Origin of the sequence: Streptomyces sp. NPDC015532, assembly GCF_043078065.1 — a bacterium.
In the GTDB taxonomy this organism is placed as follows: Bacteria; Actinomycetota; Actinomycetes; order Streptomycetales; family Streptomycetaceae; genus Streptomyces.
Map to the genome: position 1 here is coordinate 544406 of NZ_JBIBSY010000001.1, position 21809 is coordinate 566214.

Annotated in this window: 19 protein-coding genes; 14 read left to right on the forward strand and 5 right to left on the reverse strand. The window is 72.4% G+C overall.

Annotated elements, in window-relative coordinates; all coding sequences use genetic code 11:
- Positions 1-17 precede the first annotated feature (17 nt).
- From ACF07B_RS02275 to ACF07B_RS02285, 3 genes are all read left to right on the forward strand, one after another.
- Entirely contained in the window at positions 18-2807 is a 2790-nt protein-coding gene (locus tag ACF07B_RS02275; protein ID WP_392177455.1) for a ComEC/Rec2 family competence protein, read from the forward strand.
- Positions 2808-2811: 4 nt separating this feature from the next.
- Positions 2812-3642: an arylamine N-acetyltransferase gene (locus tag ACF07B_RS02280; RefSeq protein ID WP_392177456.1), complete on the forward strand. Its 831-nt coding sequence runs from the start codon at positions 2812-2814 to the stop codon at positions 3640-3642.
- Positions 3643-3733: 91 nt separating this feature from the next.
- Complete coding sequence (locus ACF07B_RS02285) at positions 3734-3979, forward strand: hypothetical protein (protein ID WP_369484723.1); 246 nt, start codon at positions 3734-3736, stop codon at positions 3977-3979.
- Positions 3980-4067: 88 nt separating this feature from the next.
- On the opposite strand, the gene ACF07B_RS02290 is transcribed toward ACF07B_RS02285, so the two are convergent.
- Positions 4068-4244 carry a hypothetical protein gene (locus tag ACF07B_RS02290; protein ID WP_392177457.1) on the reverse strand — a complete coding sequence of 59 codons (177 nt, stop codon included), beginning with the start codon at positions 4242-4244 and terminating at the stop codon, positions 4068-4070.
- Here ACF07B_RS02290 and holA point away from each other — a divergent pair.
- Positions 4237-5223 carry a DNA polymerase III subunit delta gene (gene holA, locus ACF07B_RS02295; RefSeq protein WP_384232818.1) on the forward strand — a complete coding sequence of 329 codons (987 nt, stop codon included), beginning with the start codon at positions 4237-4239 and terminating at the stop codon, positions 5221-5223. The genes ACF07B_RS02290 and holA overlap by 8 nt on opposite strands.
- 338 nt (positions 5224-5561) lie before the next feature.
- Here holA and rpsT read toward each other — a convergent pair whose 3' ends face one another.
- Positions 5562-5828 carry a 30S ribosomal protein S20 gene (gene rpsT, locus ACF07B_RS02300; RefSeq protein WP_261702665.1) on the reverse strand — a complete coding sequence of 89 codons (267 nt, stop codon included), beginning with the start codon at positions 5826-5828 and terminating at the stop codon, positions 5562-5564.
- Between the two features lie 314 nt (positions 5829-6142).
- Here rpsT and lepA point away from each other — a divergent pair, with 314 nt between their 5' ends.
- Together lepA and ACF07B_RS02310 are read left to right on the forward strand one after the other, a co-directional pair.
- On the forward strand, positions 6143-8011 hold the full coding sequence (gene lepA / locus ACF07B_RS02305) for a translation elongation factor 4 (protein ID WP_351866950.1): 1869 nt from the start codon (positions 6143-6145) through the stop codon (positions 8009-8011).
- 226 nt (positions 8012-8237) lie between these two features.
- Positions 8238-10109: a long-chain fatty acid--CoA ligase gene (locus ACF07B_RS02310; protein WP_369484725.1), complete on the forward strand. Its 1872-nt coding sequence runs from the start codon at positions 8238-8240 to the stop codon at positions 10107-10109.
- 144 nt (positions 10110-10253) lie between these two features.
- On the opposite strand, the gene ACF07B_RS02315 is transcribed toward ACF07B_RS02310, so the two are convergent.
- Positions 10254-10838 carry a two-component system response regulator gene (locus ACF07B_RS02315; protein ID WP_369484726.1) on the reverse strand — a complete coding sequence of 195 codons (585 nt, stop codon included), beginning with the start codon at positions 10836-10838 and terminating at the stop codon, positions 10254-10256.
- A 370-nt stretch (positions 10839-11208) separates the two neighbouring features.
- On the opposite strand from ACF07B_RS02315, the gene ACF07B_RS02320 reads away from it, so the two are divergent.
- Both ACF07B_RS02320 and hemW read left to right on the forward strand, forming a co-directional pair.
- Positions 11209-13332, forward strand: coding sequence for a SpoIIE family protein phosphatase (locus ACF07B_RS02320; RefSeq protein ID WP_392177458.1), 2124 nt, complete (start codon positions 11209-11211; stop codon positions 13330-13332).
- Between the two features lie 136 nt (positions 13333-13468).
- On the forward strand, positions 13469-14701 hold the full coding sequence (hemW, locus tag ACF07B_RS02325) for a radical SAM family heme chaperone HemW (protein ID WP_369484728.1): 1233 nt from the start codon (positions 13469-13471) through the stop codon (positions 14699-14701).
- A 96-nt stretch (positions 14702-14797) separates the two neighbouring features.
- On the opposite strand, the gene ACF07B_RS02330 is transcribed toward hemW, so the two are convergent.
- Together ACF07B_RS02330 and ACF07B_RS02335 are read right to left on the reverse strand one after the other, a co-directional pair.
- Entirely contained in the window at positions 14798-15604 is an 807-nt protein-coding gene (locus ACF07B_RS02330; RefSeq protein WP_369484729.1) for a DUF3097 domain-containing protein, read from the reverse strand.
- A gap of 31 nt (positions 15605-15635) precedes the next feature.
- Complete coding sequence (locus tag ACF07B_RS02335; protein ID WP_392177459.1) at positions 15636-16376, reverse strand: MBL fold metallo-hydrolase; 741 nt, start codon at positions 16374-16376, stop codon at positions 15636-15638.
- Between the two features lie 177 nt (positions 16377-16553).
- On the opposite strand from ACF07B_RS02335, the gene hrcA reads away from it, so the two are divergent.
- From hrcA to ACF07B_RS02365, 6 genes are all read left to right on the forward strand, one after another.
- A complete protein-coding gene (hrcA, locus tag ACF07B_RS02340; RefSeq protein ID WP_326787891.1) occupies positions 16554-17570 on the forward strand; it encodes a heat-inducible transcriptional repressor HrcA in 1017 nt (338 codons plus the stop codon).
- Entirely contained in the window at positions 17571-18707 is a 1137-nt protein-coding gene (dnaJ, locus tag ACF07B_RS02345; RefSeq protein WP_326787892.1) for a molecular chaperone DnaJ, read from the forward strand.
- A 109-nt stretch (positions 18708-18816) separates the two neighbouring features.
- Positions 18817-19911 carry a nitronate monooxygenase gene (locus tag ACF07B_RS02350; protein ID WP_392177460.1) on the forward strand — a complete coding sequence of 365 codons (1095 nt, stop codon included), beginning with the start codon at positions 18817-18819 and terminating at the stop codon, positions 19909-19911.
- Positions 19908-20657, forward strand: coding sequence for a 16S rRNA (uracil(1498)-N(3))-methyltransferase (locus ACF07B_RS02355; RefSeq protein WP_392177461.1), 750 nt, complete (start codon positions 19908-19910; stop codon positions 20655-20657). Before ACF07B_RS02350 ends, ACF07B_RS02355 begins: the two co-directional genes overlap by 4 nt.
- A 49-nt stretch (positions 20658-20706) precedes the next feature.
- Positions 20707-21099 (forward strand): VOC family protein, encoded by a 393-nt coding sequence (locus ACF07B_RS02360; protein WP_362390449.1) that lies wholly within the window; start codon positions 20707-20709, stop codon positions 21097-21099.
- 145 nt (positions 21100-21244) lie between these two features.
- Entirely contained in the window at positions 21245-21808 is a 564-nt protein-coding gene (locus ACF07B_RS02365) for a hypothetical protein (protein WP_392177462.1), read from the forward strand.
- Position 21809: the final 1 nt, after the last annotated feature.

A 21809-nucleotide genomic window follows, 5' to 3' on the forward strand; every position in this document is an offset into this window, starting at 1 on the left:
TCACCGGCCGGAGTTCTGTGCACGCGGCCTCGGGGCGGCGGCTGGGGGCCTCGCACCCCAGGGCGGAGGGGCCGGCCGATCTTCGGCTCGTGGCACCCGCCGTGGCGGTCTGGCTCACGGCGGCCGTGAGCGTCGGAGCGTCGCCGGGCCGGGTCACGGCCGTCGTGGCCGCGTCCCTGGCCGCGGCCGGCGCGCTGTCGCTGGCGGGACGGAGAGCCGCACGGAGGGAGCAGGAAGATACGGGCACGGGGTGGACGGGCTCCGGCGCGGGGCGGGGGGAAGCGGGCACGGGGCGGGGAGGCTCCGGCGCGGGGCGAGGGGGAGCGGGCACGGGGTGGAGGGGCTCCGGCGCGGGGCGAGGGGGAGCGGGCACGGGGTGGCGGGGCTCCGGCGCGGGGCGGGGGGAAGCGGGTAGGGGACAGGGAGGCTCCGGCGCGGGCCGGGGGGAAGCGGGTACGGGGCGGGGAGGCTCCGGCGCTGGGCGGGGGCGAGCGGTGGGGCTCCGCGGGTTGTGGGTGTCCGTCGCCGCCGTGCTCCTCTGCGTCGGCGCCGCCGCGGCCTCCGCCGGGCTGCACGCGGCGGATCTGCGGCGCGGCCCCGTTCCCGCCCTCGCGGAGAGATTCGCCGAGGTGACCGCGGAGGTGGAGATCACCTCCGATCCCCGGCTCACCCGGCCCCGGATCAGCGGGGACCACGTCGCTCCGACGGCTCTGCTGTTCGACGCCGACGTCACGCGGGTCACCGAGGCGGACGGCACGGTGCTGGCCACCCGGACACCGGTGCTGGTGATCGTCGACGCCCGCTCACGACAAGGCGTGCCTCGGAGGTTCGGCGGGCCCTCGGCACGCGGTGTGCCCCGGGAGACCGGCGGGCGCTCGCCCTGGCTGTCGCTGCTGCCGTCGACCCGGCTGCGGGTGGCCGCGCGCGTCGTGCCCGCCCTGTCGGACGGGGAGGACATCGCGGCGGTGCTGCGCGTACGGGGGAGCGCGCCGCCGGAGGTGGTCGGAGCGCCGTCCGGTCCGCAGCGGTTCGCGGGCAGGCTGCGCGAAGGGCTGCGCAGGGCGACCGACGGCCTGGACGCGGACGCGCGGGCTCTGCTGCCGGGGCTGGTGGTGGGGGACACCGCACGTGTCACGCCGGAACTGGACGACGCCTTCAAGGCCACCGACCTCACGCATCTCCTCGCCGTCAGCGGGGGCAATCTCGTCATCGTCCTCGCCCTGTTCATCGGGCCGCCGGGCCTCGCCCAGCGGGTGGAGCGCCGGGGCCTCGCCGCGCGGCTCGGGGTTCCGCTCCGGGCGACCGCCGTGCTCGGCGGAGCGCTGACCCTGGCCTTCGTCGTCGTGTGCCGGCCGGACCCGAGCGTGCTGCGGGCGGCGGCCTGCGGAGCGATCTCGCTGCTCGCCATCGCGACCGGGCGCCGCAGATCGCTGATCCCGGCGCTGGCCGCCGCGGTTCTGCTCCTGGTGCTGTACGACCCCTGGCTCGCTCGCAGTTACGGGTTCCTGCTCTCCGTCCTCGCGACCGGGGCCCTGCTCACGCTCGCCCCGCGCTGGAGTGCGGCACTCCAGCGACGCCGGGTGCCCGCACGCGTGGCCGAGGCGCTGGCCGCGGCGGCCGCCGCGCAGGCCCTGTGCGCGCCGGTGGTCGCCGTGCTGTCGGCGCGGGTGAGTCTGGTGGCGGTGCCGTGCAATCTCCTCGCGGAGTTCGTGGTCGCTCCGGCCACGGTGCTGGGGTTCGCGACGCTGGCGACCGCGCCCTGGGCGATGCCCGTGGCCAAGGCTCTTGCCTGGGTGGCGAGTTGGCCGGTCCGGTGGATCGCGGGCATCGCGCGCGCGGGGGCGGCACAGCCCGGCGCGGGAGTGGACTGGCCGGACAGCTGGGCGGGCGCGCTGCTGCTGGCCCTCGTCACGGTGGCCGCCGTGGCCTTCGGCCGGCGGCTGCTGAGACATCCGCTGCCCAGCGGGGTCGGCGCGGTGCTGCTCCTGCTGTTCGTGGTGCAGCCGCCGCCGCTCACCAGGGTGATCACGGGATGGCCGCCGCCCGGGTGGAGGTTCGCGATGTGTGACGTGGGGCAGGGCGACGCGAGCGTGCTCGCGGTGGGGGACGGCAGCGCGGTGGTGGTGGACGCGGGGCCCGACCCGGTGCTGGCCGACCGCTGTCTGAGCACGCTCGGGGTCACCAGGATCCCGCTCGTCGTCCTGACGCACTTCCACGCCGACCATGTCGCGGGCCTGCCCGGTGTGCTCCGGGGGCGTTCGGTGGGCGCCATCGAGACGACCGGCTTCGAAGAGCCTCTGGAACAGGCCGAGTTCGTGCGACGGGAGGCGCGCGCACGGCACATCCCCGTGACCCGGGCCGTGGCGGGGGAGAGGCGGAGCGCGGGAGGCCTCGACTGGCGGGTGCTGTGGCCGCCACCGGACCCGGTCCCGCCGCCGGACGGCCCGAACGATGCCAGTGTCACCCTGCTCGTGCGGTCCGCGGGGCTGCGGCTGCTGCTGCTCGGCGACCTGGAGCCGCCCGCCCAGCGGGCCCTGGCGAGATCCCCGGCCGCCGCGGAACTGGAGGCCGTGGACGTGCTCAAGGTCGCCCATCACGGATCGGCGTATCAGGATCCGGAGCTCCTGCGCAGGGTGGCTCCGCGGCTCGCGCTCGTCTCCGTCGGCGGCGACAACCCTTACGGGCATCCCGCCCCGAGCACGGTCGCGGCCCTGCGGGCCCGGGGCGCGGTGGTGCTGCGGACCGACGAGGACGGTGATCTCGCCGTCACCGGTGCGGGCGAAGGGATGGGGGTGGCGCGACACTGAACGCATGAACTCCGCACAGGCCGACGCCTACCTACGCCGCATCGGGGCCCAGCACCCGGCGTGGCCCACGTCCGATGTGCTCCGTGACCTTCAGCTGTGCCATCTGCGGACGGTGCCGTTCGAGAACCTGTCGATCCACCTGGGCGAGGAGATCGTGCTGGAGGAGGAGAGGCTGCTGGACAAGGTGGTGGGCGCGCACAGAGGGGGGTTCTGCTACGAACTGAACGGCGTGTTCGGCGCGTTGCTGGGTGCGCTGGGTTTCGACGTGACGCTTCTCGCGGCGCGGGTGTACGGGGACGACGGGAAGCCGGGGATCCCCTACGACCATCTCGCGCTGCGGGTGCGGACGGTGGACGGGGGCGACTGGCTGACCGACGTCGGTTTCGGGGCGCACAGCCACTACCCGCTGTCGTTCGTGGAGCGGGGCGAACAGCGGGACCCCGGGGGGATGTTCCGGGTCGTGGAGTCGGCGCCGGACGCGGCGGGGGTGCGGGGAGCGGGCGGCTCCCGGGAGCGCGAGGACCTCGACGTGCTCCTGGGCGACAAGCGCCAGTACCGGCTGGAGGTACGGCCCCGTGTGCTCGGGGACTTCGTGGCCGGGGCCTGGTGGCACGCCACCTCGCCGCGGTCGCACTTCACCAGGTCGCTGGTCTGCTCACGGGTCACCGAGGACGGAGGCAGGATCACGCTCAGCGGCCGCAGGTTCACCGTGTCGACGGCCGACGGGACCAAGGAGGTGTCGGAACTGGCAAGTGACGAGGAGGTGCTGGCCACGTATCGCGAGCGCTTCGGGATCGAACTGGACCGGGTGCCCGAGGTCAAGGAGGCCCGGTAGCCGCGCCCGCGGACCGGCAAGCCGTGAAGATCACACGCGTCGGACCCGGATCCCGGCGTCGACCGTGCCCGGCGTACCGGAAAATGTTCGGGTGAGCGATGTGAGACATGTACTGGTGCTGCCCGACCGTGACGCCGCGGAGGAGGCGGCGGAGGCCGTCGGTGACCGGTTCGGGCTGCTGGAGGAGCCGCAGCTCGTCCGGGACGCACTCGCGGGCGAGGACGATGCCGAGGACGCGCAGTGGCTGGTGGTGCTGGCCGACCCCGAGGCACGGCTGGACCCGAAGGACCTGGACGAGTTCGCGGCCGAGTGGGACGGCTGGCACGAGGAGCCGTAGCCCGGCCGGGCCACGCCATGCCGCGCCGCCCACACGGTCAGGTCGCGCCACCCGCGACCGGTCAGGTCGGCCGCGCCGCCCGCATCGGTCAGGTCGGCCGCGTCGCCCACACGGTCGGGTCGGCCGCGCCACCCGGACCGGTCAGGTCGGCCGCGTCGCCTACATCGGTCAGGTCGGCCGGGCCGTGCGCGGCGCGGTCGGTGTCGGGGCGTGGCTCGCGGCGCTTGGTGTCAGTGGCGCGTGGGATGCTTTCGGTGATGGCCAAGAAGACCGCACAAGACGACCCTCTCGCCCCTGTCACGCTGGCAGTGGGCCAGGAGGATCTCCTGCTCGACCGTGCCGTGCAGGAGGTGGTGGCCGCCGCCAGGGCCGCCGACGCCGACACGGACGTCCGGGACCTCACCCCGGACCAGCTTCAACCGGGCACGCTCGCCGAGCTGACGAGTCCCTCGCTCTTCGCCGAGCGCAAGGTCGTGGTCGTCCGCAACGCCCAGGACCTGTCGGCCGACACGATCAAGGACGTCAAGGCGTATCTGGGGGCTCCCGCGGAGGAGATCACCCTGGTGCTCCTGCACGCGGGCGGGGCCAAGGGCAAGGGGCTGCTCGACGCCGCGCGCAAGACGGGCGCCCGGGAGGTGGCCTGCCCCAAGATGACCAAGCCGGCGGACCGGCTGGCGTTCGTGCGGAGCGAGTTCCGGGCGCTGGGCCGGGCGGCGACTCCGGAGGCCTGCCAGGCGCTGGTGGACTCCATCGGGAGCGATCTGCGGGAGCTGGCGTCCGCCGTCTCGCAGCTGACCGCGGACGTCGAGGGCACGATCGACGAGGTCGTCGTCGGGCGGTACTACACGGGGCGGGCCGAGGCGTCCAGCTTCACCGTGGCCGACCGGGCCGTGGAGGGGCGGGCCGCGGAGGCGCTGGAGGCGCTGCGCTGGTCGCTGTCCACCGGCGTGGCCCCCGTCCTGATCACCAGCGCGCTCGCGCAAGGGGTGCGGGCGATCGGAAAGCTGTCCTCCGCGCGGGGCGGCAGGCCCGCCGACCTGGCCCGTGAGCTCGGCATGCCGCCGTGGAAGATCGATCGCGTGCGCCAGCAGATGCGCGGCTGGACGCCGGACGGGGTCGCCATGGCGCTCACGGCCGTCGCGGCGGCGGACGCCGGGGTCAAGGGCGGAGGGGACGATCCCGAGTACGCCCTGGAGAAGGCGGTAGTGGCCGTCGCCCGCGCCGCCCGCTCCGGCCGACGCTAGCCCCAAGCCCCAAGCCCCAAGCCCCAAGCCCCAAGCCCCAAGCCCCAAGCCTCAAGCCCCGCGACAGGCACCGGCGCCGGAACTCGACTCGTGGCGGGCGGCGGCGCCGGCAGCCGAAGTGCCGCAGGGAAATCTGGCTGTACACACACCGAAGGCCCCGCTCGGTCTCCCGGGGAAGGGAGGAGCGGGGCCTTCGGTTCAAGCCGGTGGATTCACGCCCGCGTGGCGAACGCAGATCGTGCGTGAATCCGGGGTGTCGGTCGGGAGCGGGAGAGAGGGCCTGCTCGGGTCCGGCCGACGGTCAAGTCAGGGGTTGAGCCCTGGAGGGCTCAGCCGACTCAGCCCTTGAGCGCGGCGACCTTCGAAGCAAGCGCCGACTTCTTGTTGGCGGCCTGGTTCTTGTGGATGACGCCCTTCGAGACGGCCTTGTCGAGAGCGCGCGACGCGGCGCGCGTGTACTCGGTGGCCTTCTCGACGTCACCCGCGGCAGACGCCTCGCGGGCCTTACGGATCGCGGTCTTCAGAGAGGACTTGACGGCCTTGTTGCGCAGCCGGGCCTTCTCGTTGGTCTTGATCCGCTTGATCTGGGACTTGATGTTCGCCACGAATGAGCCTTTACAGGTTCAGGCGCGCGAGACAGCACGTCTCGCTCGCCGTTTGATTTTCTTGGGTGCGTCTCCTGCTGAGAGGGCACGAGACACAGCCACCCAGGCTACCAGTCCCCGCGCGACCGGCCCAAACCGGCCGTACACCCCGGTACGGGGACCGCTCGCCGATGCCCTGGTCGGCGCCTTCGGACCGGCCGCCGCCGTCCCCCTCGCGCGGCCCGAACCGGTCGCAGCCCGCCGCGCGTGGGACCATGGAACCTACGTATCGATCCGACCCGAGGCGACAGGCGCCTCAAGAGACAGGACCCTGCGTGCCCGCGACCCCTAACAATGTGCCCGAGCCGAGCCGTACCGACCCGGCTCTGATCCGCAATTTCTGCATCATCGCGCACATCGACCACGGCAAGTCCACTCTCGCCGACCGCATGCTCCAGCTGACCGGGGTGGTTGATCAGCGGCAGATGCGCGCTCAGTACCTCGACCGTATGGACATCGAGCGCGAGCGTGGGATCACGATCAAGTCCCAGGCGGTCCGGCTGCCCTGGGCCCCGTCCGAGGATCCGGGCAAGACCCACATCCTCAACATGATCGACACCCCCGGGCACGTCGACTTCACGTATGAGGTGTCCCGGTCCCTCGCGGCCTGTGAGGGCACGGTCCTGCTCGTCGACGCGGCGCAGGGCATCGAGGCGCAGACTCTCGCCAACCTCTACCTGGCGATGGAGAACGACCTCAAGATCATCCCCGTACTGAACAAGATCGACCTGCCGGCCGCCCAGCCGGAGAAGTTCTCCGAGGAGCTCGCCAACCTCATCGGCTGCGACCCCGAGGACGTTCTCAAGGTCTCCGCCAAGACGGGTCTGGGCGTCGAGGCGCTGCTCGACAAGGTCGTCGCCGAGATCCCCGCCCCGGTCGGCGTCCAGGACGCCCCCGCCCGCGCGATGATCTTCGACTCGGTCTACGACTCGTACCGCGGTGTCGTGACGTACGTACGTGTCATCGACGGCCAGCTCAACAAGCGTGAGCGCATCCGGATGATGTCCACCGGCGCGACCCACGAGCTGCTGGAGATCGGTGTCTCGGCCCCGGAGATGAAGGCGGCCGACGGGCTCGGTGTCGGTGAGGTGGGTTACCTCATCACCGGTGTGAAGGACGTCCGCCAGTCCAAGGTCGGTGACACGATCACCACCCTGCACAAGGGCGCCACCGAGGCGCTCGGCGGGTACAAGGACCCCAAGCCCATGGTCTTCTCGGGCCTGTATCCGCTGGACGGGTCCGACTACCCCGAGCTGCGCGACGCCCTGGACAAGCTCCAGCTCAACGACGCCGCGCTGGTGTACGAGCCGGAGACCTCGGCGGCGCTGGGCTTCGGCTTCCGTGTCGGCTTCCTCGGGCTGCTGCACCTCGACGTGATCCGTGAGCGGCTGGAGCGCGAGTTCGGGCTCGACCTGATCGCGACCGCCCCGAACGTGGTCTACCGCGTCGAGATGGAGGACCGCAGCGAGCACATCGTCACCAACCCGAGCGAGTTCCCCGAGGGCAAGATCGACAAGGTGTACGAGCCTGTCGTGCGGGCGACCATCCTCGCGCCCTCCGAGTTCATCGGCTCGATCATGGAGCTGTGCCAGACCCGGCGCGGCACCCTGCTCGGCATGGACTACCTCTCCGAGGACCGGGTCGAGATCCGCTACACGCTGCCGCTCGCGGAGATCGTCTTCGACTTCTTCGACCAGCTCAAGTCCAAGACCCGCGGCTACGCCTCGCTGGACTACGAGCCCACCGGCGAGCAGACCTCCAGCCTGGTCAAGGTCGACATCCTGCTGCACGGCGACAAGGTCGACGCCTTCTCGGCGGTCACGCACAAGGACCAGGCGTACGCGTACGGGGTCCGGCTGGTCGCCAAGCTGCGCGAGCTGATCCCGCGGCAGGCCTTCGAGGTGCCCATCCAGGCGGCCATCGGCTCCCGGGTCATCGCCCGCGAGACCATCCGCGCCATCCGCAAGGACGTCCTCGCCAAGTGCTACGGCGGTGACATCTCCCGGAAGCGGAAGCTGCTGGAGAAGCAGAAGGAAGGCAAGAAGCGGATGAAGATGGTGGGCTCTGTGGAGGTTCCGCAAGAGGCCTTCATCGCCGTGCTGTCCAGTGACGACAGCGGCCCCGCGGCCAAGGGCAAGAAGTAGTCACGCCGAATCCCGGTTTTTTCAGGGCCCGTCGCGCTTCGGCGCGGCGGGCCCTGTGCTTGTCTCAGGGGTGTGTCCTGCGAGAAGTGTCCGGGAAGTGACCGGCCGCCGCCTCTTACGCGCCGGCCGGACGCGCTCTAGTCTGATCTCTGCTCGGTAGTTACTCGCGAGTTAAACAACAGCCGCAATTGAGCCAGCCGCACTGCCGCGGGCCCCGGAGGATGTCGTGAGCGACACACAGACCCTGATCGAGAACCGTCCGCCGTCCGTCGCGGCCCTCTTCCTGGAGCGCGTGGCGGCCACACCCGACGCCGAGGCATACCGCTACCCGGTACCGGCCCCGGGTGACGGACCGGACACCTGGAAGTCGCTGACCTGGGCGCAGGCCGCCGAGCGGGTCTACGCCGTCGCCGCCGGGCTGATCGAGCTCGGCGTCCAGCCGGAGCAGCGCGTCGCGCTCGCCTCCTCGACCCGGGTCGAGTGGATCCTGGCCGACCTCGGCATCCTCTGCGCGGGGGCGGCCACCACGACCGTCTATCCGCAGACCAACGCCGAGGAGTCGGCGTTCATCCTGTCCGACTCCGGGAGCAGGGTCCTCATCGCGGAGGACGCGGCCCAGCTCGCCAAGGCCCGGGAGAAGCGCGCCGAGCTCCCCGAGCTCACGCACGTCGTGGTCATCGACGCGGAGGGCGTGGAGACCGAGGACTGGGTCCTGACGCTCGCCGACCTGGAGGCGCGCGGCTCCGCGTACCTGGAGAAGCACCCCGAGCTGATCAAGGAGCGCGTCGGCGCGATCACCGCCGACCAGCTCGCGACCCTCATCTACACCTCCGGCACCACGGGCCGCCCCAAGGGCGTCCGGCTGCCGCAGGACAACTGGTCGTACATGGCCAAGGCGATCGCCGCGACCGGCCTGGTCAGCCAGGCGGACGTCCAGTACCTGTGGCTGCCGCTCGCGCACGTCTTCGGCAAGGTCCTGACCTCCGGCCAGATCGAGGTCGGGCACGTCACCGCCGTCGACGGCCGCGTGGACAAGATCATCGAGAACCTTCCGGTGGTGCGGCCGACGTACATGGCGGCCGTGCCGCGCATCTTCGAGAAGGTCTACAACGGGGTCGCCGCCAAGGCGCGGGCCGGCGGCGGCGCCAAGTACAAGATCTTCCAGTGGGCCGCCGAGGTCTCCCGGGAGTACGCGAAGGCGAGCCAGGACAACTTCCGCCGCACGGGTTCGGCCTCGGTGCCGTTCGCGCTCGGCGCCAAGCACAAGGTCGCCGACGCGCTCGTCTACGCCAAGATCCGCGAGGCCTTCGGCGGCAACCTGCGTGCCTGCATCTCCGGCTCCGCCGCGCTCGCGCCGGAGATCGGCTACTTCTTCGCCGGTGCCGGCATCCACATCCTGGAGGGCTACGGACTCACCGAGTCCTCCGCCGCCTCCTTCGTGAACCCGGGCGAGGCCTACCGCACCGGCACGGTCGGCAAGCCGCTGCCCGGCACCGAGGTGCGCATCGCCGACGACGGCGAGATCCTGCTGCGCGGCCCCGGCATCATGGAGGGCTACCACGGGCTGCCCGAGAAGACCGCCGAGGTCCTGGAGGCGGACGGCTGGTTCCACACCGGGGACATCGGCGAGCTGTCCGCGGACGGCTACCTGCGGATCACCGACCGCAAGAAGGACCTCATCAAGACCTCGGGCGGCAAGTACATCTCGCCCGCCGAGGCCGAGGGCCAGTTCAAGGCGGTCTGCCCGTACGTCTCCAACATCCTCGTGCACGGCGCCGACCGGAACTTCTGCACCGCGCTCATCGCCCTCGACGAGCCGTCCATCCTCGACTGGGCCAAGGACAACGGCCTGGCGGGCAAGTCGTACGCGGAGGTCGTCGCGGCGCCCGCCACGGTCGCCCTCGTCGAGGGTTACGTGAAGGAGCTCAACGCGGGCCTGCAGCGCTGGCAGACCATCAAGAAGTTCCGTCTGCTGCCCCGCGACCTGGACATCGAGCACGGCGAGATCACTCCGAGCCTCAAGCTGAAGCGGCCGGTCGTCGAGAAGGCGTACAAGCACCTGATCGACGAGATGTACGCGGGCTCCCGCGAGGCGTAGCCCCCCGGCCATAGGCCCTCGCCCGTACGGGAGCGGGGGCGCGCAGGACCTCTCCGCGACCGAGCGGCGGAGTCCGCGCGCCCCCGCTCCCGTCGGAGCACTCCCGCGTTCCCGCTCGCCTCGGAGCACCCCGCGCGATCTCGCCTATCCGTCGCGCCTGTGCCGCATCCTGCTCAGCAGTTCGTCCATCCGTCTTAGCTGGTCGCGGAGTTCGGGCACGTCCGGGACGGCGCCGGCCGACAGGTGCGTGTCCATCCTCCTGAGGCGGGCGGCGAGTTCGTCGAACTGGTCCTGCTCACGGGCGAGCAGGCACTCCAGCTGACGGTTCTTGCGGTGCAGGTCGAGAAAGACACTGACCTTGGCGCGCAGGACCCACGGGTCGAACGGCTTCGCCAGATAGTCGGCGGCACCGGTCGCGTACCCGCGGAAGGCGTAGCCCGCGTCGGCGTCCGTGCCCGTCAGGAAGATGATGGGCACGTCCTTGGTCCGGTCGAGCCGCTTGATGTTCGCGGCCGTCTCGAATCCGTCCATGCCCGGCATCCGGATGTCGAGCAGGACGACCGCGAACCGCTGCCGCAGCAGCGCCCTCATCGCCTCCTCGCCCGAACGCGCGCGCACCAGCGGCTCGTTGAGGGAGCGCAGGACGGCCTCCAGCGCGACCAGGTTGTCCTCCATGTCGTCGACCAGGAGGATGCTCGCTCCCTCGTAGGTCGTCGTCTCGGCGCTCATGATGACGGTGCCTCACTCGGTCCGTGGGTTCTCGGTGCCGCGCGGTCCGGCGACCGGTCCATGACCGCTCCGGGCGCCGCGCCGAAGTCTCCGTCCCGCGTCGCCGTCGTCGCGGCGGGGCGTCGGACGTGGATCGGATGCTCGATTCTGTCCGTCTTCGAGCACATCCATACCACTGTTCTCACTCATGACGGCCCAGTTCGGTGACTCGGCGCTTATGGGCGCCGCCGGTCTGTCACCCTGGCCGCATTCGAGGTGTCTTCGTCCGAACTGCCCAGGGAGCCGCACAGTGGGGGCCATTCCGACGCAACGGGAGTCCACGCCATGCGCACCGGACGCGCTCGCGCACCACCCCGCCGGCCGGGACCTCGTGTCACGTACATCGCTGCCCGGCACTCCGCTCGCCCCCGCGGCCGCGCGCCGATTCCTCCGCGACACCCTCCTGAGCTGGACCGAACCGGCCCTGCCCGGCTCCGAGATCATCGACGACCGGCTCACCGGCGACGCGGCCGTGGTGGTCAGCGAGCTCGTCACCAACGCCGTCGTGCACGCGGGCACCGACGTCGAGCTGCTGTGCCGCCTGGAGTGCCCGGCCGACGGCCCGCCCGGCCCGCTGGTCGTCGAGGTCTCCGACCAGCATCCCTCGCGTGCCATACGGGAGGACGGCGCCGAACCGGCCTACGGGACACCGGAGTACGGGCGGGGCCTGCGGCTGGTCTCCGCGCTCTCCGAGGCCTGGGGCATCACCTATCGTCCGGGCGTCAAGACGGTGTGGTCGAGGCTGCTGGTCGACGGGACCGCCGGTGCTCCGCAGGCCGCGGGCGTCTTCGCGGAGGCCGACGACCCGCGCCGGCCGGGCCGCTTCGACGACGTGAGCGGACTCGCCGGACCGGGCGTCTTCGCGGGTGCGGGCGATCTCTCCGTGTCGGGAGGGTTCGCGGACGACGACGGTTTTCCCGGGCCCGGGGGATTCGGGGCCGCGGGCGGTCCGGCCGGCCCGGGGGGATTCGGGCCCGCCGACGGGCTCGCGGGAACGGGCGGGTTCGCCGGGGCGGCGGAGGACACGGAGTCCGTCGGGGCCATCGCGTACGCCGAGGGGCCGCTCCCCGGGTACCGGCCGGGGGCCGGCGCCGAGCCGTACCGCGCCCTGCCCGCCTCGGGGGCCGGCCGGAGCACCGGGCGGGGCCACGACTGGCTCGACCGGGGAGCCCTCTCCTTTCTCGCCGAGGCCTCCGACCTGCTCGCCGGTCAGCTCGACGAGGACCTGGTCGCCGCGCTGGCCGGTCAGCTCCTCGTGCCGCGTCTCGCCGACTGGTGCGCCGTATGGCTGGAGGACGAAGCCACCGACCGGGCCGGCGGACTCGGTCTGGCCCTCGGCCCCCGCCTCGCCCGCGTCTGGCACGGCAGCGAGAACCTCATCGAGGGGCTGCGCCAGGCCCTGGAGAAGGACCCGCCGCGGCTGCCCGACGCGGTGCGCTCCCGCGCCGTCCCGGTGCCCTGGCCCGGCGAGGCGCTGGGTGCCCGCGGGGCGAGCGGGGCGGCGCTGGCGTACCGGCTGATCGCGGGCGGCCGGCCGCTGGGCACGCTCGTCATCGGCCGGGCCGGACCGCCCGACTTCCCCGACGAGGTCACCGGACTCGTCGAGGACCTCAGCCGCCGTATCGCCCTGGCCATCGGAGCGGCACGCCAGTACGCGCGCCAGGCGACCATCAGCCGGGTCCTGCAGCGCGGGCTGCTGCCGGGCGCGGTCGCCGAGATCCCCGGGGTGCGCAGCGCCCTCGTCTACGAACCGCTCGACAAGGGCGGCCCGAGCGGTGACTTCTACGACGTGTTCCCGGCGGGCGACGGGCGCTGGTGCTTCGCGGTCGGCGACGTCCAGGGCAAGGGGCCCGAGGCCGCCGTCGTGATCGGCCTGGCGCGGCCCTGGCTGCGCCTGCTGGCGCGTGAGGGCTACGACGTCGCGGACGTCCTCGACCGTCTCAACGAGCTGCTCCTCGACGACGCGACGGAGGCCGCGGACGCGGCGGCCCGCGCTCTCGTGGCCGCGGGCGGGCCCGGGCTCGGCACCGACCCCGGCCCGCAGACGCGCTTCCTGTCCATGCTCTACGGCGAGCTGGTCCCCTTCGAGGGCGGAGTGCGCTGCACCCTCGCCTCGGCGGGGCATCCGCTGCCGCTGCTGCTGGGCCCCGACGGGGGCGTACGGGAGATGGCCCGGCCGCAGACCCTGCTCGGCGTCTTCGAGGACCCGGGATACACCTCCGAGTCCTTCGAGCTGTACCCCGGGGACAGCCTCCTGTGCGTCACCGACGGCGTGACGGAGCGGCGCGACGGGTCCCGTCAGTTCGACGACGACGACGGTCTCGCGCACGCCCTCGCGGGCTGTACCGGCCTGAACGCCGAGATGATCGCGGAACGGATCCGCGGGCTGGTGCACGCGTTCGGCACCCGCCCGCCGGAGGACGACATGGCCCTGCTGGTGTTGCAGGCCGAGTAGCGGGCCCCTCCGAGGACCGGGGACTCTGGGCCCGGCACGTCGCCCCTCCCCGTGGACATGCCCCGTCCCCGCCCCCGGTGCGCCCCCCGGACCGTGCCGGGCATGTCCACCCCGGCTGTGCTGGACAATGGAACGCATGCCTTCCGCACTTCCCGACGGTGAGCCCGTCCCCGACGACGGGGCGCTGCCCGCGCACGCCCTGGCCGGGGCGGCCGACCGGCCTCTCGGGTTCTACCTCCACGTGCCGTACTGCGCGACCCGCTGCGGTTACTGCGACTTCAACACCTACACGGCGACCGAGCTGCGGGGCAGCGGGGGCGTGCTCGCCTCCCGCGACAACTACGCGGACACCCTGACCGACGAGATCCGGCTCGCCCGCAAGGTCCTCGGCGACGACCCCCGCCCGGTCCGCACGGTCTTCGTCGGAGGCGGTACGCCCACGCTGCTGGCCGCCGACGATCTCGTACGGATGCTGGGCGCGATCCGGGACGAGTTCGGGCTCGCGGACGACGCCGAGATCACGACGGAGGCGAACCCCGAGTCCGTGGACCCGGAGTACCTCGCGACCCTGCGCGCCGGCGGCTTCAACCGGATCTCCTTCGGCATGCAGAGCGCCCGGCAGCACGTCCTGAAGGTGCTCGACCGCACGCACACCCCGGGCCGCCCCGAGGCCTGTGTCGCCGAGGCCCGCGCGGCCGGATTCGCGCATGTGAACCTTGATCTGATCTACGGCACGCCGGGGGAGTCGGACGACGACTGGCGGGCGTCGCTCGAAGCCGCCCTCGGCGCCGGTCCCGACCACATCTCCGCGTACGCGCTCATCGTCGAGGAGGGCACCCAGCTCGCGCGCCGGATCCGCCGCGGCGAGGTCCCGATGACGGACGACGACGTGCACGCGGACCGGTATCTCATCGCGGACGAGGTGATGTCGGCGGCGGGCTTCGACTGGTACGAGGTGTCGAACTGGGCCACCTCCGAGGCCGGCCGCTGTCTGCACAACGAGCTGTACTGGCGCGGCGCCGACTGGTGGGGAGCGGGCCCCGGCGCGCACAGCCACGTCGGCGGCGTTCGCTGGTGGAACGTGAAACATCCGGGGGCCTACGCGGCGGCGCTGGCCGAGGGCCGCTCCCCGGGGGCAGGCCGTGAACTCCTGTCCGACGAGGACCGCCGGGTCGAGCGGATCCTCCTGGAACTGCGGTTGCGCGAGGGCTGCCCGCTCTCCCTGCTCCGCCCCGACGGCCTCGCGGCCTCCCGCCGCGCTCTGTCCGACGGACTCCTCGAAGCCGGTCCGTACGACGCCGGCCGCGCCGTTCTCACCCTGCGCGGCCGCCTCCTCGCGGACGCCGTCGTCCGGGATCTGGTGGACTGAACACCTGTTCCCGCGCGGTTCCCGGCCAAGTTTCACGCGGGACCGGGACGGCCGGCCGGGGACGCGACCGTTCCCGGGGAACCGGCCGCCGTCCGGTCACTCCGGCGCCGTGACGAAGTCGATCAGTTCCTCCACGCGGCCCAGGAGTGCCGGTTCCAGGTCCCTGTAGGAGTGGACCCGGGACAGGATGTGCTGCCAGGCCGCGCCGGTGTTCTCCGGCCAGCCCAGGGCCCGGCACACGCCCGTCTTCCAGTCCTGGCCGCGCGGGACGGTCGGCCAGGCCGCGATGCCGACGGAGGACGGCTTCACGGCCTCCCAGACGTCGATGTACGGGTGGCCGAGCACCAGGGCGTGCTCGCTGGTGACCGCCTCGGCGATCCGGGACTCCTTCGACCCCGGGACCAGGTGGTCCACGAGGACGCCGAGCCGGGCGTCCGGGCCCGGGGCGAACGCGTCGACGACCGCCGGGAGGTCGTCGACGCCCTCCAGGTACTCCACGACGACGCCCTCGATGCGCAGATCGTCGCCCCAGACCCGTTCCACCAGTTCGGCGTCGTGGCGGCCCTCGACGTAGATGCGCCCGGCGCGCGCGACCCGGGCGCGGGCGCCGGGTACCGCCACCGAGCCGGAGGCGGTACGGCTGGGGCGTACGGGAGCCGTGGCCGCCGGGCGGACCAGGGTCACCACCTTGCCCTCCAGGAGGAAGCCGCGCGGCTCCAGCGGGAACACCCGGTGCTTGCCGAAGCGGTCCTCCAGGGTCACCGTGCCCGCCTCGCAGCGGATCACCGCGCCGCAGAAGCCGGTGCCGGCCTCCTCGACGACCAGACCCGGGTCCGCCGGGACCTCGGGCACGGACCGGGGCTTCTTCCACGGCGGGGTCAGGTCCGGAGAGTACGAGCGCATTCGGATGACGATAGGAGAAGTCCGGCGGCGCTCACCGCGACACGCCGGAACCCGTCGTGCCGAAGCGTGCCGTCAGGGTGTCCCGCTGGGTGCGGACGAACGCGGCGTCCACGATCGCCCCGTGCCCGGGGACGTACAGCGCGTCCTCGCCGCCCAGTCCGAGCAGCCGGTCCAGCGCCGCGGGCCAGCGCGACGGTACGGCGTCGGGGCCCGCCTGCGGCTCGCCCGACTCCTCGACCAGGTCGCCGCAGAACACCACGGCCGGGTCGCCGGACACGACGGCCACGAGGTCGTGGGCGGTGTGGCCCTCGCCCGTCCGCACCAGCCGGACCTCGACGCCGCCGCCGAGATCCAGGTCCCAGGTGCTCCGGACGAAGCCGCGGGGACGTACGAGCGTGTCGGCGGCCTCCTCCGCCGCCCCCGGGTCGAGACCGTTGCGCACCGCGTCCGCGCACAGCGCGTCGCGGCCGTTCTCGTAGACCCCGGACGAACCGTCCGCGACGAGGATCCGAGCGCCCGCGAACGCCGCGGCGCCGAACACGTGGTCGAAATGTGGGTGGGTGAGCGCGATATGAGTCACACGCCCGCCGGTGAGGGCCCGCGCGTCGGCGCGCAGCGCGGCGCCCTCCGCGAGGCTCGACCCGGCGTCGATCATCAGCGCCGCCCCCTCGCCGACGACGAGCCCGGCCGTGCAGTCCCAGTCCGGAAGCCGCCGTCGCCCCACCCGGGACGTCACCCTTTCCCACCCGAGCTCTTCCCAAGTCAGCCTCATGCGGCGACGCTAACGGTGACCGGGTGCCGTGCACGACCTCGCAGGCCCGCCCTTGCCCGGGGCGTGCCTCACCGCCGTACACTGAGCTGGGGAACGTTGGCACTCGCGTGCGCTGAGTGCCAGACGAAAGCCACGAAGGCCACAAGACCACCGAGTCGACTCCTGGAGGTGTGCGCGATGCTCAGCGAACGCAGGCTCGAGGTGCTGCGCGCCATCGTCCAGGACTACGTGGGCACCGAGGAGCCGGTCGGCTCCAAGGCGCTCACCGAGCGGCACCGGCTGGGCGTCTCGCCCGCGACGGTCCGCAACGACATGGCGGTCCTGGAGGACGAGGGGTACATCGCCCAGCCGCACACCAGTGCCGGGCGCATCCCCACGGACAAGGGGTACCGCCTCTTCGTCGACAAGCTCGCCGGCGTCAAGCCGATGACCGCGCCCGAGCGCCGCGCCATCCAGAACTTCCTGGACGGTGCCGTCGACCTGGACGACGTCGTCGGCCGGACCGTGCGGCTGCTCGCGCAGCTCACCCGGCAGGTCGCCGTCGTGCAGTACCCCTCGCTGACCCGCTCGACCGTGCGCCATGTGGAGCTGCTGTCCATGGCTCCCGCGCGGGTGATGCTCGTGCTGATCACGGACACCGGCCGGGTCGAACAGCGCATGATCAACTGTCCGGCGCCGTTCGGTGAGACGTCGCTGGCGGACCTGCGCGCCCGGCTCAACAGCCGGGTCGCGGGACGCCCCTTCGCGGACGTCCCGCAGCTCGTCCAGGACCTCCCGGACGCCTTCGAGGCGGAAGACCGGGGTACGGTCTCGACGGTGCTCTCCACACTGCTGGAGACACTCGTCGAGGAGACCGAGGAGCGGCTGATGATCGGCGGTACCGCCAATCTGACGCGATTCGGACATGACTTCCCTCTCACCATCCGGCCGGTGCTCGAAGCGCTGGAGGAGCAGGTCGTGCTCCTCAAGTTGCTTGGAGAGGCCGGAGATTCGAGCATGACCGTGCGAATCGGGCACGAGAACGCGTACGAGGGACTCAACTCCACGTCCGTGGTCTCCGTCGGCTACGGTTCGGGCGTTGAGGCAGTAGCCAAACTCGGCGTGGTCGGCCCGACCCGCATGGATTACCCGGGAACGATGGGAGCGGTACGAGCGGTGGCACGGTACGTCGGACAGATCCTGGCGGAGTCGTAAGTGGCCACGGACTACTACGCCGTACTCGGCGTGCGCCGCGACGCGTCCCAGGACGAGATCAAGAAGGCGTTCCGGAGGCTCGCTCGCGAGCTGCATCCGGACGTCAATCCCGATCCGAAGACGCAGGAGCGGTTCAAAGAGATCAACGCCGCGTACGAGGTGTTGTCGGACCCGCAGAAGAAGCAGGTCTACGACCTCGGCGGTGACCCGCTGTCCCAGCAGGGCGGCGCGGGCGCCGGAGGCTTCGGCGCGGGCGGCTTCGGGAACTTCTCGGACATCATGGACGCGTTCTTCGGCACGGCGTCGCAGCGCGGACCGCGCTCGCGCACCCGCCGGGGTCAGGACGCCATGATCCGGCTGGAGATCGAGCTCGACGAGGCGGCCTTCGGCACCACGAAGGACATCCAGGTCGACACGGCCGTCGTCTGCGGCACCTGCAACGGCGAGGGCGCCGCACCCGGCACCTCCGCGCAGACCTGTGACATGTGCCGCGGTCGCGGCGAGGTGTCCCAGGTGACGCGGTCCTTCCTCGGCCAGGTCATGACCTCACGGCCGTGTCCGCAGTGCCAGGGCTTCGGCACCGTCGTCCCGACCCCGTGCCACGAGTGCGCGGGTGACGGCCGGGTGCGCTCCCGTCGCACCCTGACGGTCAAGATCCCGGCCGGTGTCGACAACGGCACCCGGATCCAGCTCGCGGGCGAGGGCGAGGTCGGCCCCGGCGGCGGCCCCGCCGGCGACCTGTACGTCGAGATCCACGAGCTGCCGCACTCGACCTTCCAGCGGCGCGGGGACGACCTGCACTGCACGGTCACCCTCCCGATGACGGCGGCGGCCCTCGGCACGAAGGTGCCGCTGGAGACCCTCGACGGCATGGAGGAGGTCGACATCCGTCCGGGCACGCAGTCCGGCCAGTCGATCCCGCTGCACGGCCGGGGTGTCACCCACCTGCGCGGCGGCGGCCGCGGCGACCTCATCGTGCACGTCGAGGTCACCACGCCGACCAAGCTCGACCCGGAGATGGAGCGGGTGCTGCGCGAGCTCGCCAAGCTGCGTGGCGAGGAGCGGCCCACGGGTCAGTTCCAGCCCGGCCAGCAGGGTCTCTTCTCCCGGCTGAAGGACGCCTTCAACGGCCGCTGATCCATGTGGGGCACGGGGCGGGACACGCCCCGTGCCTTCCACGTCGGAGGCCCTATCCGGACGGGTGACCGGTTTCTGACTTGTCCCGGGGACGTGACAACATGCCGTCATGTCCTCCGCGCTGACCGATCTCTTCCCTCACCCGATCGTGCAGGCCCCCATGGCGGGCGGAGTCTCCGTCCCGCAGCTCGCGGCCGCCGTGTCCGAGGCCGGCGGGCTCGGCTTCCTCGCGGCGGGGTACAAGACCGCCGACGGCATGTACCAGGAGATCAAGCAGCTGCGCGGGCTGACCGGCCGTCCCTTCGGCGTCAACCTGTTCCTCCCGCAGCCCGAGCACGCGGACGCCGCCTCGGTCGAGGTGTACGCCCACCAGCTCGCCGGCGAGGCCGCCTGGTACGAGACCGAGCTCGGCGATCCGGACAGCGGACGCGACGACGGCTACGACGCCAAACTCGCCGTCCTCCTCGACAACCCGGTGGCGGCGGTCTCCTTCCACTTCGGCGTCCCGAAGCAGGAGGTGCTGGAGTCGCTGCGGCGCGCCGGGACCCTCACCCTGGTGACCGCCACCACGGCCGAGGAGGCCCTCAGCGCGCAGCGGGCCGGCGCCGACGCGGTCGTCGTGCAGGGCATCGAGGCCGGCGGACACCAGGGCACCCACCGGGACAACCCGGAGACGGATGGCACCGGCGTCGGCCTGCTCACGCTGGTCGCGCGGGTACGCGAGACCGTGGGGATCCCGGTCGTCGCGGCCGGCGGCATCATGCGCGGCAGCCAGATCGCCGCCGTCCTCGCCGCGGGCGCGAACGCGGCCCAGCTCGGCACCGCCTTCCTCGCGACCCCCGAGTCCGGCGCGAGCGCCGTGCACAAGCAGGCGCTGACCGACCCCCTGTACGTCCGCACGGAGCTCACCCGCGCCTTCTCCGGACGTCCGGCGCGCGCGCTGGCCAACCGCTTCATGCGCGAGCACGGCCCGTACGCGCCCGCCGCCTACCCCGAGGTCCACCACCTCACCCTGCCGCTGCGCAAGGCGGCCGCCAGGGCGGGCGACGCGCAGGGCATGGCACTGTGGGCGGGACAGGGTCACCGCATGGCCCGCGACCTGCCCGCCGGGCAGCTCGTGGAGGTACTGAACGCAGAGATCGCGGCCGCCGAGACAGCGTTGTCGGCCGCCGCCGAGATCCCGGAAGAGGGTGCGGCCCGATGACGGCACCGGTGTTCCTGGTCGAGCACTTCGACACGGACGGCGAGGGACGCCATGTCCTCGACGGACCCGAGGGACGGCACGCCGTCTCCGTGAAACGGCTGCACAGCGGCGAGGACGTCGTGCTCACCGACGGGGCCGGGCGCCGGGCGGACTGCGTGGTCCTCGGCACCGAGGGCAAGGACCGGCTGATCGTACGGATGGGCACGGTCACCGAGGAAGCCCCCGAGGAGCCGCGCATCACGGTCGTCCAGGCCCTGCCCAAGGGGGACCGGGGCGAGCTGGCCGTCGAGACCATGACCGAGACCGGCGTCGACGCGATCGTCCCCTGGGCCGCCTCCCGCTGCATCACGCAGTGGAAGGGCGAGCGGGGCCTGAAGGCGCTCTCCAAGTGGCGGGCCACCGCCCGGGAGGCGGGCAAGCAGTCCCGCCGGGCGCGCTTCCCGGAGGTCGCGGACGCGATGACGACCAGGCAGGTTGCCGCGCTTCTCGCCAAAGCCGATCTCGCCGCCGTGCTCCACGAGGACACCGCCCTGGGCACCGAGCCCTTCGCGACCGCCGCGCTGCCCGGCTCCGGGGACATCGTCCTGGTGGTCGGCCCCGAGGGCGGGATCTCCGCCGAAGAGGTCGCGCTGTTCACCGAGGCCGGCGCGAAGACCTTCCACCTGGGGCGCACGGTACTGCGCACCTCGACGGCCGGGACCGTGGCCACGGCACTGCTGCTGGCCCGCACCGGCCGCTGGTCCTGACCCACCGCCCACGGCACGACCTCACCGTCCGCACCTCACCGGGGAGCTCATGGAACTCGCTCAGGTACGACTGCTCGTCTCCGACTTCGCCACCTGTTACCGCTTCTACTCCGAAGTCCTCGGCCTCAAGCCCCAGTCGGGCGCGGCCGAGGGACCGTACGAGAAGTTCAGTCCGGTCACCGGATCGGCGGGCATCGCCCTCCAGGACCGGGCCATGATGACGGAAATACTGGGAGAGATCGGCGACGCCGTGACCGGACACCGCTCCCTGGTGGTGCTGCGGGTGGACGACCTCGACACCTACTGCGAACAGGTCGTCTCGCGCGGCGCGACCCTCCTGCACGGCCCGGCGCCCATGACGGAACGCATGCGCGTCGCCCATCTCAAGGACCCCGAGGGCAACCTGGTGGAACTCCAGGAGTGGCTGCTGCTGCTCGGCTGACGGGCCGCCGGAAGCCCGTCCGGGGCCGGGGAAACGGGAACCTTACGACCTCCCCGGCCCGCCGGGCAACTCCTTCGGGTGGTTGTGCCCCCGATGGCCGCATGCGGTCTACCGCACGTCGCCGTGCGGTGGCACGCTGCCGTCCATGGGGGCTTCGAGGTATTTCAGAGGCCGCACGAGGCACGGGCGGATCCTGGTGACCGTCGGGCTGGGCGCGGCCGGAGTGTTCGCGGTGACCGGGTGCCAGCCCGTGGACGGACTCAGCACCGCGACCGTCGCCTACACGACCGACCAGACGGCGACCAGAGAACTGAAACGGCGGCAGGTGGACGTGAGTTGGCTCACCTGCACCGCCCGCCTGGGCAACGCGGGCAAGGCCTACACGCCGGGGAGGTCGCCCTCGCCGAGCGAGAACACCGTGGCCACCGTCGACTGCCAGGGCCAGACCGGCGACGGCCGGGACATCACCGTCAAGGGCAAGGTCACCCGCGCCGTCAACGGCGCCTGCGTACGCGGCGATCTGCGCGCCACCGTCGGCGGCAGGCAGGTCTTCCGCGTCAACGGCCTGGGCGACTGCGACGCGGGACCCACCCCGCCGGTCACCTACCACCCCACGAACGGACAGCCCGATCCCACCGTCACCGTCACCGTGACCCGGACGATGTGGTGCAAGGGCGACCCCACCTGCTGGCCCTCACAGGGCAAGTGAC